The 18,842-nt window shown below is 47.3% G+C and carries 17 protein-coding genes; 1 reads left to right on the forward strand and 16 read right to left on the reverse strand.

Annotated elements, in window-relative coordinates; genetic code table 11:
- Window positions 1-5 precede the first annotated feature (5 nt).
- The 5 genes from CHK_RS01345 to CHK_RS01365 all read right to left on the reverse strand — a co-directional run bounded on the left by CHK_RS01345 (window position 6) and on the right by CHK_RS01365 (window position 4,908).
- Window positions 6-2,027, reverse strand: a complete 2,022-nt coding sequence (locus CHK_RS01345; protein WP_052740136.1) for a bifunctional ADP-dependent NAD(P)H-hydrate dehydratase/NAD(P)H-hydrate epimerase — start codon at window positions 2,025-2,027, stop codon at window positions 6-8.
- Window positions 2,024-2,386: a holo-ACP synthase gene (gene acpS, locus CHK_RS01350; protein WP_046442192.1), complete on the reverse strand. Its 363-nt coding sequence runs from the start codon at window positions 2,384-2,386 to the stop codon at window positions 2,024-2,026. The genes CHK_RS01345 and acpS overlap by 4 nt, the downstream gene beginning before the upstream one ends.
- Entirely contained in the window at window positions 2,292-3,305 is a 1,014-nt protein-coding gene (locus tag CHK_RS01355) for a P1 family peptidase (protein ID WP_082103335.1), read from the reverse strand. The genes acpS and CHK_RS01355 overlap by 95 nt, the downstream gene beginning before the upstream one ends.
- A 20-nt stretch (window positions 3,306-3,325) precedes the next feature.
- Window positions 3,326-4,300 carry a biotin--[acetyl-CoA-carboxylase] ligase gene (locus CHK_RS01360; protein ID WP_046442193.1) on the reverse strand — a complete coding sequence of 325 codons (975 nt, stop codon included), beginning with the start codon at window positions 4,298-4,300 and terminating at the stop codon, window positions 3,326-3,328.
- Window positions 4,297-4,908, reverse strand: a complete 612-nt coding sequence (locus tag CHK_RS01365) for a RecX family transcriptional regulator (RefSeq protein WP_160295565.1) — start codon at window positions 4,906-4,908, stop codon at window positions 4,297-4,299. The genes CHK_RS01360 and CHK_RS01365 overlap by 4 nt, the downstream gene beginning before the upstream one ends.
- Before the next feature lie 76 nt (window positions 4,909-4,984).
- Here CHK_RS01365 and CHK_RS01370 point away from each other — a divergent pair, with 76 nt between their 5' ends.
- Window positions 4,985-5,731, forward strand: a complete 747-nt coding sequence (locus CHK_RS01370) for a peptidoglycan-binding domain-containing protein (RefSeq protein WP_160295566.1) — start codon at window positions 4,985-4,987, stop codon at window positions 5,729-5,731.
- 51 nt (window positions 5,732-5,782) lie between these two features.
- On the opposite strand, the gene CHK_RS01375 is transcribed toward CHK_RS01370, so the two are convergent.
- From CHK_RS01375 to CHK_RS01425, 11 genes are all read right to left on the reverse strand, one after another.
- The gene (locus CHK_RS01375; protein WP_046442196.1) at window positions 5,783-7,234 is read right to left on the reverse strand and encodes an alpha-amylase; all 1,452 of its coding nucleotides are present in this window, start codon (window positions 7,232-7,234) and stop codon (window positions 5,783-5,785) included.
- Window positions 7,235-7,344: 110 nt separating this feature from the next.
- Complete coding sequence (locus tag CHK_RS01380; protein WP_046442197.1) at window positions 7,345-9,168, reverse strand: ABC transporter substrate-binding protein; 1,824 nt, start codon at window positions 9,166-9,168, stop codon at window positions 7,345-7,347.
- Window positions 9,134-9,730: a lytic transglycosylase domain-containing protein gene (locus tag CHK_RS01385; protein ID WP_046442198.1), complete on the reverse strand. Its 597-nt coding sequence runs from the start codon at window positions 9,728-9,730 to the stop codon at window positions 9,134-9,136. Before CHK_RS01385 ends, CHK_RS01380 begins: the two co-directional genes overlap by 35 nt.
- Window positions 9,702-10,301, reverse strand: a complete 600-nt coding sequence (gene coaE / locus CHK_RS01390; protein ID WP_131924902.1) for a dephospho-CoA kinase — start codon at window positions 10,299-10,301, stop codon at window positions 9,702-9,704. Before coaE ends, CHK_RS01385 begins: the two co-directional genes overlap by 29 nt.
- Window positions 10,298-12,820 carry a DNA polymerase I gene (gene polA / locus CHK_RS01395; protein WP_046442292.1) on the reverse strand — a complete coding sequence of 841 codons (2,523 nt, stop codon included), beginning with the start codon at window positions 12,818-12,820 and terminating at the stop codon, window positions 10,298-10,300. The genes coaE and polA overlap by 4 nt, the downstream gene beginning before the upstream one ends.
- A 152-nt stretch (window positions 12,821-12,972) precedes the next feature.
- Window positions 12,973-13,653, reverse strand: coding sequence for an LrgB family protein (locus CHK_RS01400; protein ID WP_046442199.1), 681 nt, complete (start codon window positions 13,651-13,653; stop codon window positions 12,973-12,975).
- On the reverse strand, window positions 13,646-14,014 hold the full coding sequence (locus tag CHK_RS01405; protein ID WP_046442293.1) for a CidA/LrgA family protein: 369 nt from the start codon (window positions 14,012-14,014) through the stop codon (window positions 13,646-13,648). Before CHK_RS01405 ends, CHK_RS01400 begins: the two co-directional genes overlap by 8 nt.
- A 144-nt stretch (window positions 14,015-14,158) precedes the next feature.
- A complete protein-coding gene (locus CHK_RS01410) occupies window positions 14,159-15,310 on the reverse strand; it encodes an ATP-grasp domain-containing protein (RefSeq protein WP_046442201.1) in 1,152 nt (383 codons plus the stop codon).
- On the reverse strand, window positions 15,307-16,452 hold the full coding sequence (rffA, locus tag CHK_RS01415; RefSeq protein ID WP_046442202.1) for a dTDP-4-amino-4,6-dideoxygalactose transaminase: 1,146 nt from the start codon (window positions 16,450-16,452) through the stop codon (window positions 15,307-15,309). Before rffA ends, CHK_RS01410 begins: the two co-directional genes overlap by 4 nt.
- A gap of 15 nt (window positions 16,453-16,467) precedes the next feature.
- Window positions 16,468-17,829 carry an ArnT family glycosyltransferase gene (locus CHK_RS01420; RefSeq protein ID WP_046442204.1) on the reverse strand — a complete coding sequence of 454 codons (1,362 nt, stop codon included), beginning with the start codon at window positions 17,827-17,829 and terminating at the stop codon, window positions 16,468-16,470.
- Window positions 17,810-18,760 carry a glycosyltransferase family 2 protein gene (locus CHK_RS01425; RefSeq protein WP_046442296.1) on the reverse strand — a complete coding sequence of 317 codons (951 nt, stop codon included), beginning with the start codon at window positions 18,758-18,760 and terminating at the stop codon, window positions 17,810-17,812. Before CHK_RS01425 ends, CHK_RS01420 begins: the two co-directional genes overlap by 20 nt.
- Window positions 18,761-18,842: the final 82 nt, after the last annotated feature.

Genomic DNA, 18,842 nt, shown 5'->3' on the forward strand with positions numbered 1-18,842 from the left:
CCTCCTTAACCAATTCTGCGCCGCGTCGGTTTATCACCGTCCGTCTTGGGGAGCTCTTTCATGACCTCCCGCCGCAAAGCCTCCGGGGTTGCCTCCGGTTCCTCCACACTGTGCTCCTCAACTATCTCCTTTGCCCTGCGTGGGAAAAGGGGCTTTCTTTCTTTTGCTTTCCTTTGCTGCACCCGCGTTGGACGTTCTTCGAAAACCGGTTCTTGCGGATCATCCGCATATTTTTCAAGGAAATCCGGAATTTTTTCCCTTACAGGCTCCCTGACAACCTTTGTTTCCCCTGTTACAACCTCTTCTGAAAATTCCTCTTCCGGCGGCTCTTCCACCTCCGGCTCGGGCAGTTCCGGTTCTTCTATCGGCATTTCCTCTGCTGGTTCCTCTTCCTGTTCCTTCCTTTTCTCCGGTTTCTCTTCCTTTGGGAGAGCTTCCTGCAAATCAGATGGTTTCACAGATTTTTCGCGCTTTTTTACGGTGTCAGCCGTAATATAATCCACAGTTATCTGGTCGATGGCATAACCGATTGAATTGACCGCATCCATTGGAGTCATGGAATATTCGCCCTCCAGCTCCGCCGCCCGTTCCCCTGCCATTCCGGCAATATAAACGCCTGCAAGCGCCGCTTCGTACGGATCCTTACCCTGCGCTGCAAATCCTGCAATAATGCCAGTGAGTACGTCCCCACTACCGCCTTTTGCCATTCCCGGCGTACCAACGCATACCAGCGTCGCATTTCCGAATTGATCGGCGATTATCGTTGTGCTTCCTTTGAGTACAAGCGTCACCTCATATTCCACCGCGAAATCAACAGCCGCTTTAAGCGGATTTTGCAGAATCTCCTGCAGTTCCAGTCCGGACAGCCTGGAAAACTCCTTGGGATGCGGCGTCAGAATTGCCTCGCCCTTCATATGATCCAAAAACTCCATATGACCAGCCAGAGCATTGATCGCATCTGCGTCGATTACCTTTGTAATATCATAATTCGTGATTAACGCTCCAATCACCGCTGCAACACTGTCGCCTGAGCCAAGCCCCGGCCCCATTGCCACTGCTGTTTTCCCTTCCAAAAGGCGTTCAAGTTCACCGGCGGCTTCACCGGATATGGAGCCATTTTTTCCCGGGAGCGGTACGCAAGTCGCTTCCGGAACGTTTTGCTGTAAAACATCCACCACTTCTTTACACGAAGCAAGCGTCACAAGACCTGCTCCCGCGCGGGATGCAGCCCTTGCCGACAGCACTGCCGCGCCGGCCATGCCATAACTTCCCGCAACCAGCAGCAACCTTCCATAGCTTCCTTTATTGGTATTGAGATCACGCTGACCGAGACACATATCCTCGTCGTCGCTTTCATATACGCATACGTTTGACTGCAATGGAACGTCGCAGCCTTCGTCTACGCCAATCCTGACGACCTGCAATTCCCCTGCGTATTCTCTGCCCGGAAAGAGGAAATGTCCAATTTTGGGATATTGAAAGGTTACAGTGATATCCGCTTCCACAGCAACGCCCATTACCGCGCCGCTTTCCGCATGAATGCCTGAGGGAATATCTACGCTTACCACAAGCGAATCCTGTGCGTTGATATGTTCGATTGCCGTTGCGTAAATTCCGCTCACGTCACGCGTGAGTCCTGTTCCAAACAGTGCGTCCACATATACCTCAGCCTGTGCAAGTTCTTCAAAATCGGTCTCAGACTGAATTACACGGCAATACTCCCCATTCTCTTCAAAGAACGAATAATTCGTCGCCGCGTCCGCCGGCAGCTTTTTCGTATCCCCTAAAACGATCACCTGAACGTCGTATCCATTTGCGATCAGAATACGCGCGACAGCAAATCCGTCCCCTCCGTTGTTTCCGGTACCGCAAAACACCTGTACGGAACACGGCTGTATTTCTTCGCGTATGGCTTCAAAAACGCCATGCGCGGCATTTTCCATCAATATAAGGCCAGGTATTTTCATCCTGTCCATCATAAACCTGTCTACGGCACCCATCTGTGCAGGTGTTAACGCTGTTCTCATCTTTCGTCCTCCTGTTCCAGTACGGCAAATGCACTTGCCGTGTCCTCTGTATGTGTGATGCTGACATACAGCTTTCCACGCCCCAAAAGTGTTCCGTACAGTTTTACGTACGGAGCGCCGCTTTCTTTGTGCAACACTTCAATGTCCTTTAACGAGACATCCGTGATTCCAAGCTCCATTGCCTTTAAAACCGCTTCCTTCGCGCAAAACATCCCAGCCGCGCTTTGCTCCGGGATTCCTTTTTCTTCAAGATATTTCCGTTCTTTATCGGTAAATACCTTTTTCAAAAAAGCTTCCTTGACCATCGCCTTTTTCATACGTTCTATCCGCAGGCTGTCCGTTCCAATTCCCAAAATCATATTTCTNTGCCTTTGCAGTGACCGCATTGATTACAGCCCTGCGCGTCGCTTCTACCGCCGCGGTGATCAAAACATCCATATTTGCCTTTTTATTTCCATACGATAACCCAAACATCGTATCTCCATCAACGGTTGTATGAACCGGCTCTATCGATTTTGCAAGGCCGTCGTGTGCCACCTGGGCAAGCTTTGCCGCTTCATCCTTTGTAAGCATTGCGTTTGTAGCTACGATTCCAATCGTCGTATTCTGTCCCAGCATTGTTTGCGTCTGCGCGCCATTCTCCAGTATATATTTTGCAGTTCCGATGTGTACTCCTTTTTTCTGGGTGCCGGCAAGTATCCTTCCGTCCTCCACAACATCGCCAAACGCATTAACCGCCACCAGCGCACCGACCACGATTTCGTTTGCAAGCTTTATGCTTGCCGTTCCTACGCCGCCCTTTTGTGCATTTTGCATCCCGAACAGTTTGCCTACGGTTGCACCAATTCCAACGCCGATGCTGCCTTGCGGAACAGTGGTGCTTGCGTTAATGCAGGCTGCATATCCCATCCCGGCGTTTGGGCGGATATCGCTCCTGCCGAATCCCAGATCATAAATAACAGCGGCAGGAACAATCGGTACGACCGCATCCGCTGTACGCACCCCCATTTGCTGCTGCTCACAATAGATCATAACCCCGTCGGCAGCCGCCAAACCAAAAGCGCTTCCGCCTGCGAGCAATACTGCCTGGCATTGCTGTACTGTCTTCGCCTGCGCCATAAAATCCGTTTCCCTCGTACCCGGCGCGCTGCCGCGAACGTCCACGCCGCATACAGCGCCTTCAGGCACAAGAACAACGCTGATACCGGTCATTCCTGCCGTATCCTGCGCATGGCCTACCAATAGCCCCTTGATGTCAGTTATACTTCCGCTATACATAAATACTCCCAATAAAAAATTTATGATTCAATATATTGTTCCATTCCACGAACCGAAACCTCTCCAGCTAAAAATTCCCTGATTCCTTCCGCAGTCCGCACAATAAGCGCACCCTGTTTTGAAAATCCTTCACATAAGCCTGTCATTGTTTCTGCTCCGCCTACGATCCTGATCTCTTTTCCTATTATAACACTATTACTGCAATATTCATCAAAAATCGAATCAATCCCATGCAAAATATACTTTCTGAAATAGCTGGTTACACTGTCGATCATCGCGGCACATAATCTGACACGGTCGATGCGCCTTCCGGTAATCATACGCAACGACACAGCCTTGTCTGCAATTTCCGGCGGAAAACGTTCCTGGTTCACATTCAGCCCCATACCGCATACAATATATTCAACCTGGTCCATATCCGAGGACATTTCCGTCAGAATTCCACACAGTTTCTTTCCGCCGAATACGACGTCGTTGGGCCATTTTATTTTCGCCTCCAACCCACAGACCTGCCTGATAGCTGAAATAACGCCCAAAGCCGCTGCAAAGGTAATCGCGGGAGCCTTTGCCGGTTCAAAACCCGGCCTGAGCAAAACGCTCATCTGGATCGCTTCCCCTATCCCCGCAGTCCAGCCACGGTTTAACCGGCCTTTTCCTTTGGTTTGTAATTCCGCAATATAGACGCTTTCATCCGGCGCGCCGTCACGCGCCATTTTTTTTGCGTATTCGTTTGTAGAATCAATTTCCTGCAGATAATGAATCCTTTCGTGATCTTCTTTGGTCCATAAATCGATATATTCCTTTTTCAACACATCCGGCAATGCGGTAAGCCGATATCCCTTGTTGGTCTGCGCTTCGATACTGCCGCCCTCTTCCTTGATCGCCTTGATATGTTTCCAAACTGCCGCCCTTGAAACGCCCAGCGCGTCGCTGATCTGTTCTCCAGACATAAAATCGCCTGCATGGAACAATAATTCCAAAATCTCTTTTTTCATTCTTCTTCTCCGCCAATCGCTCTTCTGATGTCATCATACTCAAAGCCCTTGCCCATCAACGCCCGAATCATTTTTTGCTTCGCTTTATAGGGCTCCTCATTTCTGTATTTCTGCCTCAAGCGCGCTACATAACCTGCAATCACATCATCATCCTGCGCAGTTCCTTTCACCGTCTCCTCAGCCAGCTCCCGCGGAACACCCTTCAGTATCATCTTTTGGACCGCCATCCGGCTCCCGTATTTTTGCAAAAGCTCCTGCGCGAACAGCTGCGCATAATTTGTATCGTCGATGTAACCCAGCTCTTTGAGCTTTTCAATCGCACTTTCAACGCTGCCTTCCGGTATTTCCTTAGAACGAAGCTTGTCCCTTAGTTCTTTCTCTGTACGCATTTTGTGCGACAACTGATCCATTGCAATGGCAATCGCATATTTCTCGCTGTCCTGCCGCCTGATTTCTTCCATTTGAGCGTCGCTGAGCTCTATGCCGATTTTCAGGTGATGGATCAGCGCAGTATCAATATAAACGGCAAATGAAAACGCTCCGTCTACAAAAATATTCAACCGCTCTTTATTTTTTACGCCCTCTTTGATATCCGTTATTTTTCCCATGTTATTATTATACTGGAAACCTTGGAAATTGAAAACCGATTTGCATTTTTTCTGTTTTTTTTGTAAAATAAGCGATATGAAACGAATTGTAAGTATCATACTTTTGTGCCTGCTGCTCATGGTTCCCATCCTGAGCGCATCCGCAGAAGATTCCACAATCAAACAGAAGGATATGGGCGACCGCGTCACAGTCGTACAGACGCGCCTGCGCGACCTTGGTTACCTCAATTACCGGCCTACCGGTAAATTCAGCGACCTCACGGTTGAAGCCGTGCGTAAATTCCAACAGCAAAACGGCATCGATCCCGACGGGCAGGTTGGCGACGATACATTTGCAGCCCTTTTTTCTACAAATGTCGTACGCGCACCGCTAAACCCCCAGATTAAAAAAGTAGCCGGCCCAAGTTATTCAGGCAAGGTTACCGCGCATGGTGAGCTTTCTTCCTGGGAGGAAATCAATCCGCTTCTTCCCGTTGGCACGGAATTTTCCGTTCAGGACTATAACAGCGGCCTCACCTTTAATCTTGTGCGTACAGGCGGTGTGAACAGCGCGCAGGTTGTGACGCCCACCGCCGCAGATCACGAGGCGTATCTGCAAGCCTTTGGCGGCGCTGATACCTGGGAGCACCGCCCTGTGCTTGTCACCATTGGAGAACGTGTTTATGCGGCTTCCCTTTTTGGTATGCCCACAGGCGGCGCGGATACAACCGGCAGCGGGATGAATGGATATACGGTCCTTTATTTTAACAATAGCAAAACAGATGTGAATTCACTTTCAGATGACGAGCATATTCTTGCTATCATGAAAGCATCAGGAAAATAAAATTGAAGTTTAATAAAGCGCGGAAACTTGAAGCTTCCGCGCTTTATTTGTTTATTGCCGCTTTATCCATACGGAGACCGATCCGCCGTCTACAGAAAATTCGCCGTTTCCGTCGCCGCCGATTGTAACATCTTCTTTACCTGCATCCAATATATCGTAAAATCTATTTCCCGCAAACTTCTCTCCGACGTGCATTACCTTTACACCGCCATCACCATTGGTGAGGAGCACTGCAAGTCCGGAGTCAGGATGTGCATCATCGCCCATGCGAGTCCATCCGACGATGTTTGGATGATCGAAATAGTCAATTTGACCGCCATAGGCGCAAAGCTCCCGCGCCTTGATGAGCGGTAAAAGCGTATCCTTCATAGGCGCTATGTTGTTATGTGGAATTCCATAATAATCTCCATAAAAAACGCACGGATAACCCTCCTGGCGCAACAGTATCATCGCATAAGCCAAAGGCTTGAACCATCCCTGCACCCACGATTCCAACGACTGTCCCGGTTGCGTATCATGATTATCAACAAATGTAACCGCTTTGAGAGGATTTTCCCGTACAAGCGTTCGATCAAAAATCGTCCGCATATCAAATGCGCTGCCTGCGTTTGACGCATCTACAAATCGAAAATGGAGCGGTACATCAAAAAGCGATAATGCTCCCTTAGTCGTATCAATATAATTGTTGAGCGCATTTACATCGCCATTCCAGTATTCGCCAACTGCAAAAAGTTCCTCACGCGCTTCCCTGCGCAACGTGTCCAGCCAATCACTGTAGAAAGTAAAACGCATATGCTTGACCGCGTCGATCCGAAAGCCATCTACAGGCACTTCACGCAAATACCAGAGGCCCCACCGCTTCAACTCGTCAACAACTTCCTCATGGCACAGGTCGATACAGGCTCCCATCAGGTAATCAAAATTGCCAAACTCTTTGTCTACCTGATCTTCCCACCGTTTTCCGTTAAATTGAAAAATCGCGCTTCGCTGGTTTTTTTCATCCCAGTCAATCGCCGCAAAATGTGTACTGTTCCATTTAAAATCCGAATACTTTTCGTTTCTTCCGGGAAACGTAAATTTTGTCCACGCGGCAATTTCTTCTTCCCCGCTTATCTGTTCACACCGGTTTTCCTGTGCAAATTCCCGTGCTGAGACCATTTCCAGCTCATCCGCACCCATTTTGTGGTCAAGCACAATATCTGCATATACTTGAATTCCAGCATTATGCAAAGCGTCTATCGCCTGTAAATATTCTTCTTTCGTGCCATATTTGGTTGCAATCGAGCCCCTCTGGTCAAATTCTCCCAGATCATAGAGATCGTATACTGCATACCCAACATCGTTTTTCCCATCGCTGCCCTTATAAGCCGGTGGGAGCCATACTGCCGTAATCCCATCATCCGCCAGCTGTTTTGCATTTTGGGCAGCCTGTTTCCACAAAATGCCGGACGGCATGTACCATTCAAAATATTGCATCATCGTGCCGTTTTTGTCCGCATCCATAAAAGCATCCTTTCCAGCTAATATCTTTTACCAGCCCCCGCCTTCTCGTGTCCGGTAAAAATTGGACATGATATTAATAAACCAAAACGGCCGTTTTTATTCTGTTTTCGTCAGTATGCCTTTTCGTAATACCATTCGTTGATGTGATAAAAAACATCATTTTGGTGCATACCGTTTATGTTTGTAAGCGTTTCATTGCAAACAGCGGAATTCATTCTGAAATAGAGCCCTATCTGCGGGACGCGTTCTACAAGGATACGCTGCAGCTCGCTGTATGCGCTTTCTACCGCGTCCTCCGTAAAGGCATTTTCCACGGCAGTGATCGCATCCGTAATCTCCTGGTTGTTTACCCCGCCATAGTTGGCGCTGCCATCGCTATTGAATAAAAAGCCGAGAGACGGATTATCGTCAAGGTAAAAACTACAGAATGCAAGCTCAAAATCTCTGTTTTGCAACCTTGCATAATAATCCACCGCCTCAAGCTCCTCGATTGTCGCAACAATTCCTACCCTGCCAAGCTGTTTCTTGATCATTTTAGCGGCTTCCATCCGGTAAGACATATCCCTGTCGTTTGGTACAATCAGCGTAAGGCTTAATTCGCTGCCCTCCTGTATCTCATCCGTCCGGTACCCTGCCTCCTGCAACAGCTGACGTGCTGTTTTCAGGTCGTCATCCTGTGTATATTTCGTATCATACGCATAAAAATCAGGCGAAATCGGCAGATTGGCAGGCACCGCATGATTCAAAAGAACCGTCGAAATTATTTCCCGCCTGTCAATCGCATAGGATATGGCTTGACGCACATTTGTGTCCTCCAACTTGAAATTGCCAAGGTTGGGAACGATGCAATCATAATAATTTGTCATATAGTCGATTACCTGCGTTTTATTTGCAAGCTTATACTTACCGGAATACAACACATCTGTCGTAACAAAATCAAGGATACTGGTTGAAACCGCATCCAGCTTTGCCGAATTACCAGTTGTGGCCTTTGCAACAATTCTCGTAATATTCGGTTTTGTCCCCCACCAGCTCTCATTAACGTTCAGTTCCATTTCTGTTTCCGCATCAAAACTGCTTATTTTATAGGGGCCGCTCCCCACATTATTTTGTCCTTCACACTGTACGGGAAACGCCATAAAATAAAGCGCCTCCATCCCCGGCTTTGTCATTGTAAGCTTTATCGTATGATCGTCAATTTTTTCAAATCCGCTTACCAGTGAATTATACTGTGTATATCGATTTGTTTGCGGAATATCGATTGTAGCCGAGGCGCTGGGATCCGCAGATCCGCTTTCGCTGGAGCTCGGGCTTGCACTTGCAGACGCCGAACTGCTTGGACTTGGACTTGCAGAAGGCGTATCGCCGCTTTCTCCGCTGTCTCCCTCCTCAGGCACATCAGTGGGCTGGGGTTCCGGCGTTGTTCCATCTGTCACCGGGAATTGGGTTCCCGTCAGCTCCCCAACCTTTTGAGCACTATAAATTACATCGTCAGCCGTAAGCGGAATTGTTTCATCACCGGAAACAAAAACTACGTTCTGCCGGATGTGAAAGGTATAAACCGAGCCGCTTTCGTCCACTTCCCATGATTCTATTACAGAGGCCTGCGGTTTTCCACTCCCATCAATCCTGATCGCCGGATCGTAAATAAGAGTCAGAAGGTTGATCAGATCCTCGTTTGTCGCTGCAAGCGGATCAAGAGAGGTAATTCCTTCCGGCATCGCAATAAATAAATCCCCGCCCTGCTTTTGCAGGTCGCCCTGCGCCGTTTGCGTTGCATCTGCAGAAGCATCGGCGCTGCTTTTTACAGTCACATCCCCGCTCTGTGTGGCCTGATCGCCGCCACATGCTCCCAAAAGAAGCAGGAGCGCTCCGGCAAGTAAAATACAGACAATTTTTTTACCCAAGCTGATATAGTTTTTGATATTCTTCATATGCTTTCGTTACCTTTTTAACATAATTCTCTGTTTCCGGATAGGGAATGTTTGTCAAATTTTCCCCATCGGAATATTGTGGATCGTCGAGCCATGACCTTACCTTGTTGTGACCGGCATTATACGCCGCCATCATTACCGGCAGGTTGTTATCGAACCGTTCCTTTAAAAACTGCAGATACCAGCACCCCATCTCAATGTTGGTTTCCGGATCTGTAAGATTTTTTGGATCAAGTTCTTTGTCACCCAATTTTCCTGCAATCCATTCCGCTGTTTCAGGCATGATCTGCATTAGTCCCTGTGCTCCCGCAGATGAAACCGCTGAAGCGTCAAAACCGCTTTCCGTATTGATCACTGCCGCAATAAAATAGGGATCAAGATCATACTGTGCGGCATATTTTTCGATCAAATCCTGATATTCGAGCGGATATTTTGATTTCTCCCATGACTCCGATAATTGCGTGAAACCTACAATGCCAACCACTGCCACGATAATGACGCAGACAATGATAATAATAACTTTTTTCTTTCCGCTATTCCTGCGGCTCGTTGTTCGTCCCATAGAAACTTTCTCCCACCTGTTTTTTCAGCTCCGAAAGGCTTGCGTCATTATGGATCACGACATCCGCATACCCCAGAAGCTCATCCTGCTTTCTCTGACTTCCAAGCCTGTTTTTTGCGTGTTCTTCATCAATTCCGTCACGCATTTTAATACGTTCCTTCTTATTTTCGTGTGCTGCTGTTACAAGCCAGATTTCGTCCACCCACGATTCGAGCCCCGCATCAATCAAAAGAGCACAATCCACTACTATTGTGCCGCTTGCAGAAGCCGCAACCCTTTTATCCATTTCCTCCAGAACCAAGGGATGAAGTATTTGCTCCAACCTTTTTAATTCCTGCGGATTGGCAAATACATACGCTCCCAGCTTCCGCCTGTCAAGCTTCCCGTCAGTGCCAAAAAACTGTTCTCCAAAGCCTTTTCTGACCGCGTCATAACCCGCGTTTCCCGGTTCACAGATATCATGCGATATTTTATCCGCGTCGATTACATCCGCGCCCAGCTCCATTAAAAAAGATGCAACGGTACTCTTTCCCGCACCGCTGTTTCCCATCAGTCCAATCATCCGTTTCATTTTGCCTGCGCCCACGTCTTTCCCTGCGCCACGTTCACACGCAGCGGTACACTAAGCTTTACGGCGTTTTCCATACATTCGCGCAGCATTTCCTTTATCTCGCCACACTGCTCGTCCTTTGCATAAAGTATCAGTTCATCGTGCACCTGCAAAATAAACTTTGCGTCATACTGCTTCTCTTTAAGCTGCTCCGCCACCCGGTTCATTGCAATTTTGATTATATCCGCAGCGCTTCCCTGTATCGGCGTATTGAGCGCGGCCCGTTCGCCAAACGAACGAATATTGTAGTTGCCTGAGGATAGCTCCGGAATATAGCGGATGCGCCCGCAAATCGTACGAACAAAGCCGTCCTCGTGCGCCTGTGCAATGATTTCATCCATATATTTTCGAACGCCGCCGAATTCTTCAAAATATCTGGCAATATAATCCGCCGCCTGTTTTCTGCTGATTCCAAGATTGTGCGCCAGTCCGTAATCGCTGATACCATAAACAATACCGAAATTGACTGCCTTGGCGCTGGCGCGTTCAGCCGGCGTAATATCTTCAATGTCCTTTCCAAGAACCTCTGCCGCAGTCCTGGCGTGAATATCCTGTCCTTTTAAAAACGCGTCCCTAAGGTGTTTATCATCCGCTATGGCAGCCAAAATCCGCAGTTCGATCTGCGAGTAATCCGCAGAGACAATCTGATATCCTTCCGGCGCTACAAACACGCTGCGGATGTCGTTTGCCATTGCCGACTTGATTGGGATATTCTGCAGGTTTGGTTCCACGCTTGACAGCCTGCCCGTGGCAGTCGCCGTCTGTAAAAACGTGGTATGGATCATCCCGTTGCGGATAAGCGCACGAAGTCCGTCCACATATGTGCCCTTTAGCTTGGTGAGCGATCTGTACTCCATAATATACGGAATGATTTCATGTTTTTGTTCCAGCTTTTCCAGCACTTCCACGTCTGTAGAATAGCCAGTCTTCGTCTTTTTTACAACCGGCAATTTAAGTTTTTCAAATAATATTTCGGCAAGCTGCTTGGTGGAGCTGATATTAAATTCTTCTCCTGCAAGCCCGTAAATTTTAGAAGAGAGCTCCTCGATTTTTTGATTATATTCCTCTCCAAGCCTTTTCAGCTCGTCGTCGTTTACCCGGACTCCTTCCTGCTCCATGCCGTAAAGCACCCTCAAAAGCGGTTCCTCGATGTGGTACATCACTTCTTCGAGCTCATTGCGCTCAATTTCATCACGCTGACGCTGGGACAGTACGAACAGGTCCGCTGCGTTTTCCTGCAAGTCTGCACGTTTCATGATGCTTGCCATATCATACTTTGCATGAGCCGGATACAGTACCCAAGCGCCAAGCATCACATCATAAAACTCGTTGAAAAAATCACCGCCCCATTCGTGCATCAGCTTTTTTACATCATGCGCGATTACCTTCTTATCCTGCATATAAGGTTTGAGTGCCTTTAAAACGTCGTTTAAGTCATATCCCTCGTCAAGCAATGTCAGCTTTAGAGGAATCAGGTATTCCGTTTCTCCATCTACCGCAAGACGCACGCCTGCACCTGCGTCTACAAGCAACGCAAACTCAAAAACATCGTCAAGAAACCCAAGCTCTGTGGGAGCGACCGTTTTTTGTACAACCGTTTTTTCTTCTTCCCTTTTTAAATCAAAACGTTTCAGGAAGGAATTGAAACGGTATTTCTCGCTCATGGAGCGCAACCCGTCCATATCAAAGCCTGCAAAGGAAAAGGAAGCGACATCTTCCTTAAGCGGCATATCCACCTCGATTGTCGCCAGATCCTTTGAAAGGAAGGCTGATTCTTTCCCGTTCACAAGCTTTTCGTGAAGCTTATTTTTCGGCAAATCGTCAATATGCTCATACAGCTCCTCGATTGTCGGATAATCGTGCAACAGCTTCAACGCTGTTTTTTCCCCAATCCCGGCAATCCCCGGTATATTATCGGAAGCGTCCCCCATGAGCGCCTTCAAATCAGTGATTTGTGCAGGCGTAATGCCCATTTCTTCAAACAGCGTTTCCCTTGTCATCAGCTTTGTTTCGCTCACGCCCTTTTTGGTCAGCACAACATTTACATGACCGTCAATGAGCTGCAGCTGGTCCTTATCCGCTGTAAAAATATATGTTTCCATATTTGCGCTTTCAGCTTCTTTGGAAAGCGCGCCAATGATATCATCAGCTTCATATCCCGCCTGCTCGGCATAATGTATCCCCACCTTGCTAAGCGCATCCTGAAGCATTGGTATCTGGTCCAAAAGCTCTTCCGGCGTTTTCCGCCTGCCTGCTTTATATTCAGCATATTTTTCATGCCGGAATGTTTTTTCCTTCCGGTCAAACGCAACGGCAATATGTGTTGGCTGATATTCCTCTACCACGCGAAACAACATTGTAAAAAAGCCATACACAGCATTGGTCGGCCTGCCGTCCTTGTCCTGCATGGTTGTGGGCAGTGCCCAATACGCTCTGAAAACAAGACTGTTTCCATCGATAGCCAACAATTTTTCTGCCATAAAGTCCTCCTGTAACGCGGCGCCTTGCGCCATACGTCCTTCTCCTGAAACCGGCGACAAGCGGTTTGTTTACCAATTTTATCCGGTCATTCATTTTACCATGATATCAGCCTAAAATCAAACCGGAGCCTGCATATTCCCCATCGGCCATTTCAGGAAATAATGAGTGCAAACAATACCGTAAGGATTCCTGAAATTCCAATCGCAAGTCCGCTCATCGCGCCCTCAACCTCGCCAATCTCAATCGCCTTTGCCGTTCCAAGGGCATGGCTGCTTGTACCAATGGCAACGCCTGCCGCTATTGGATTTTTGACACGAAAGAGCTTGATCATGACCGGAGCGAGAATAGCCCCGATGATGCCGGTAATAATGACAGCCGCTACAGTGATCGACGGTTCTCCCCCAAGCCTGATCGAAACATCCATTGCAATCGGCGTAGTCACTGATTTGGGAATAAGCGAGCTCACCATCACCTGATCTACGCCAAACAGTCTGCAAAGGCCGTACACACTGCCCATAGAGGCAAGCGAGCCAACCGCCGCCCCAATAATAATCGGCAGAAAATTACGCTTCAGCAGCCATAGCTGCCGGTAAATCGAAAGCGCAAGGGCTGCAGTTGCAGGAATCAAAAAGAAGCCGATAAAATCTCCGCCCCGGTTAAAATCCTCAAGCGGAATATGAAATACCGTCAAGACGACAATCACAAGCGCCATAGAGATCAAAAGCGGATTGGCAACCGGCGATTTGGTTTTTTGGTTAATCCACCACCCAACCGCATAGGTCCCAACACACAGCACGACGCCAAAAAATGGAGAAGCTACAAAATCATTCATGTTTATATTTCTCCTTAACCTTTTTTTGTATCGCCATAACGCCCTTGACCGTATAGACCGTTACCAGAAACGTAATAATCGTCGTAATAAAACAAATCAGGAGAAACGGGACGAGGTAATTTTTTAACAGGTCAAACTGCTCCATGATTGCCACTCCTGCCGGTATAAAGAAAAAGGCCATGTTTTTCAGTAAAAAATCACCAAAATGCTCGATATGCCTTGGTTTGATCCATTTCAAAAGCAATAAAACAAACAATAACACCATGCTTAATACGCTCGTTGGAATTGGAATCACTTTAGAAAGCAATTCGCCCAACAGACAAACGCCAAACACGATTCCTGCCTGAAATAAGTATTTCATAACCGTCCTTTCCATCCTGCAAAAAATTTCATACATACGGATTATAAACCTGTTCTTTTACCAGAACAACCTTTCCGGCGAAATAATACAAATTGTGCCGAAAATATAAAATAAAAAACGCTCCCTATAATTGGAAGCGCTTTGCTAATTTCTGTCGCTTTTCAACATGTTTTCCATTGCCTCACGGTCATTGCCGGCCATGATGTAATAACCTGCGCGTGTAGAGCTATCCGCCGCCTTGTTCAAATTTTCCTCATGCAACGGGCTTTTTTCCACAACAATTTCAGGAAAATCCCTTTCGAACGACTGCATGTTCCGGATGTCGTCCGGTTCAAGTAAAAAACGTATCGCAGCCGTTTTATAGTGCGCATGGCGTTCTAAGGAGATTGGTATTCCTGCTGCGGCTTCAACTACCATTTTTGTAAAATCGTATCCTGTTGAGAGCGGCACTAAATGCGATCCGATACAATCCCCGCCCATACGCGCTCCAATTTCAATGATGACCGGTTCATTTTTGGGTGATATCCGGAATTCTGTATGGCTGGCCCCTACCCTAATTCCAAGGGCGTCCAGTCCTGCAAAAACCGTCTCTTTTATTTTTTGCAACATACTGTCTTCAATACCGGAAGGCTCAATGTGCCCTGTTTCAATAAAATGGGGGGCATTGGTGGTATATTTCTTCGTCAGTGCCAGAAGGTGGTGTACGCCGTCCTGTGAAATACATTCACAACTGTATTCATCGCCTTCAATAAACTCTTCTACAATCGCGGCCTTTGCAAAGGAACAATCAATCGCACGCTTCACCGCTTCGGCAGCCTCGCTTTCTTCCCACACCTTTGTGATTCCCCTGCTGCCGGAACGGTCTGTAGGCTTAACAATAAGCGGATAAGACATCCCCTCCAATTTCAAAGCGCCCTGTTGCCCGCTGACCTGTGCAAACTCCGGCGTTAAAATTCCTGCTGCGCGAAATGCCTTACGCATCTTAAATTTATCAGTGGAGCACTGGATGCAGGCTTCGCTGTTATGCGGCAGTCCAAGGCGCTGCGCAATATACCCTACGGTAAGGGTGGCGAGATCTGAAGCGATCGACACAACCGCATCCGGCCTGATCTGTTCACATTCCCGCAGTATCACTTCCTTCTCCGTAATACTTACAGGATAAAAATAATCCGCTGTGCGCTCTCCTATATCCCCGCATTTCCATGCGAAGACATGCGTTTCATAACCAAGCTTCTTTGCCTTCTCGATCAGCGGGTTCTGGAATTCCCCCGCGCCGATAATTACAATTTTTTTCACTGCGCTTCCTCTTTATGCCTGAAATACTCGTGAATCGTTGAGACTACATAATCGATATCGTTGCGTGATAATTGGTAGTACATCGGTAACCTGAGCAGCCGTTCGCTTTCCGCCGTTGTATAGTGATCCTCACCATGGAACCTGCCAAACCGCTTTCCTGCCGGAGAAGTGTGCAGCGGAATATAGTGGAACGCCGTTTCAATATAGCGGCTTTTCAAAAACGAAGCGATATCCGTACGCTCTTCGAGATTCCTTGCTTTAATATAGAACATATGGGCGTTATGGCCGCACCCTTCCGGCACAACCGGAAGCTCTAGCAAGCCCTGTTCCTTTAGGTCTGAAAGCCCGCTGTAGTAACGTTCCCAGCTTGCCATCCTGTCGTCAAAAATCTGATCTGCAATTTTAAGCTGGCCCAAAAGATACGCAGCGTTCAGATCGCTTGGCAGGTAAGACGATCCGCAGTCTACCCATGTGTATTTATCGATCTGTCCACGAAAAAATTTACTGCGGTTCGTTCCCTTTTCCCGAATGATTTCAGCGCGTTCCGTATACTTGGCTCCGTGGAACAGGAGCGCCCCGCCTTCGCCCATGCTGTAATTTTTTGTCTCATGAAAACTGAAGCAGCCAAAATGGCCCAGCGTACCAAGCGCCTTTCCATGATAAAAGGATTTTATTCCCTGCGCTGCGTCCTCAATTACTTTCAGGTCATACTTTTTCGCAATTTCGAGTATCTGATCCATTTCACACGAAACGCCCGCATAATGAACGGGAACGATCGCCTTTGTTTTCTCAGTAATTGCGTCCTCAATCAAATTTTCATCGATATTCATTGTATCCGGCCGTATATCCACGAATACGATCTTTGCGCCGCGCATGACAAACGCATCCGCCGTGGATACGAAAGTATAGGACGGCATGATAATTTCATCACCCGGTTCAATATTGCAGAGCAGCGCCGCCATTTCCAGTGCATGCGTGCATGACGTGGTCAGGAAAGCGTTTGAGATGGAACAATTTAATTTCAGCCATTGACTGCACTTTTGCGTAAACTCGCCGTCTCCGCAAATCTGGTGGTTTGCAATAGCCTTCTGTATATATTTCATGCTTTTCGGTCCGCATGGCGGAATATTAAAATCAATCATGTTTACTCCTTTTAATCATATATATGCAGGCAGGTATGTCCCAACAAACACATATGCTGTAATCAGTATCATTCCCACACAAAAACAAACCGCTGCATTTCTTTGCGCTTTTTGTTTTCGTATTATTTTTTCGCTCAATGTTTTCAGTCCAAGTGTTACGAACGCCATAAATGGTAGCAGCATAGACAGGACATATCTGCCCTGCGGCTGAAAATCGCTTGTGTAAGAATAGTATATGCTCAGCGCAACCGGTATTGCCATTGTCAGCAGCATACAAATACCAAGCAGCCATTTTTTAGCTTTATCTCTTTCTCCTTTACTCCTGACAAACGCAACGAAGCGCATGAGCATTCCAATAAATCCCAAAACGAAAATAATTCCATAAACAACGTAAATCCAATATGGAATCCACATATCCATCGATCCAAAACAGCCGATTGCGCTGCAAAAGGTCAACAGAAGCCATTTCATGCTGATCAGCATACTAGGAACAGAAATTCCCTGTTGCTGAACCGTCTGTACGTTGGATGGCTTGAGATCGTCGACCGCATACAGCTCTTTATAATGTTCTGTTATATTCAGCCCCAGAAAATCACCGTCGTAAATAATATAACTGCGGATAAACCACCACGCGGCAATCGCAACAAAGATGCCCGCAATCACGTATATTTTAATACGAAATTTCCGATCCCGCCAATGCTCCCTGTCGATGATGAGCGCTGAAAAGAAAAACAAAATAACACTCGTAAGAAGCCATGCGTAGGCATTATAATAAGACATCGCGCACAGGCCCATTCCAATACCAAGCATCACACAGCTTTTTACCGGCCAGTTTTCCTGCAGCCCAATAATCCACGCATAAAAAATGATCGAGCTTGCAAAAATAGCGAAGCAATCGTTATTCACATAGCTCCCAAGAAAAATAAATTGCGGCAGCGCGGCAATCAGTATTACAAATACCCAGCGGTGTACGCCGCGGAATATTCTTTGCGAAATCTTAATCGCAAACCAAACCGTAGTTGTCGCGCTTAATACATTTACCATTCTGGCCGCCATCAGAAGCGCAAATCCATCTATCGTAAAAGCGCTCGTAATCTTCATAAAACCCGCGCCAATGATCTGCGCAAGATACGGCGCAAAGCCATACGATATTCCCCACAGCGGATCTCTGACCGCCGGATCCGCCCCATGGGGCAAATAACCGTTTTGATAAATAAAAGCGGGGATTTGATACCGCATTCCTTCATCCGGCGCAACATTCGGCGGCAACAAAAGGCTCCATATATAATAACAAATAAATATTACAAGAATCAGCAGGATGTGCTCCTGCTTCACAAACTCCCATACCGACCTTTTATCAGTCTTTATTTTCGTCATTTTTCCGAACCTTTTCTATGATAAATACAGGCCGTTTTCTCGCCGCTTCAAAAGCGCGCCAAATGTAACCTCCGAGAATGCCGGCTGTAATCATCAGAATTCCAAACAATAAAAAGAGCACAAGCATGATAATGGCAAACTGCCCCGGCTGCTGGGCGGTTACCGCATTGTAAACCAGATAGCATACAAGCCACACAAGCGATACGGCGAATGAGATGCTTCCTGTAATCCAAACCAACTTGATCGGAAAGGAAGAAAAGCCCAGCAAAGAATCCACCGCAAGTTTTGTTTTTTTGGAAAAACTCCACATTGATTTGCCTGCCGTCCGTTCAAGCCGTGTATATGGAACCTGCCCTGTCTTAAAACCACTCCACAAAATTTGGCCCATGAGCGAGGTATTGAGTTCGTCCATAGACACAAGGACATCGATCACCTTCCGGTCAATGAGAAAGCTGTCGAAGCCTCCGTCCGGCATATTATGCAGGGCAACCTTGCGCATCATGCAGGCATACCGTTTCGATAAAAATTTCTGCAGAGCAGGCTCGTTCCTGTCCTGCCTTACCGCAAGCACAACGTCGTCGCCTTCCCCGTATTTTTCAAGCATTGCCAGAATCAGCTCCGCAGGCTCCTGTGCATCTGCCGATTTTTTGACGGCACAATCACCGCTGCACACATTAAGCCCCGCCAGAAGCGCCGCGTGCTCCCCAAAGTTACGGGATAACTTAACAAGTATAATATGTGGATTATCTCTGGCAAATTTTTCCATCAGGGTATAAGATCCGTCTCCAGAGCCGTCGTCCACCATGATAATTTCATACTCGTAATCCCGCTGCGCCAGTTGATCCAGTACTTTTTCTTTCAGTTCCGCATACATGGCGTCCAGATTTTCTTCATTAAAATAAATTGGTATAATAATCGATAATTTCTTCATATAATAAGGCTTTTTTGTTTCATGCAACTTAAGAAGCTCTCCGCCCTTCCTTGTAAAAATTTCTGATGTCCATAAGATAAAA

Source organism: Christensenella hongkongensis, from assembly GCF_000981035.1.
In the GTDB taxonomy this organism is placed as follows: Bacteria; Bacillota; Clostridia; order Christensenellales; family Christensenellaceae; genus Christensenella; species Christensenella hongkongensis.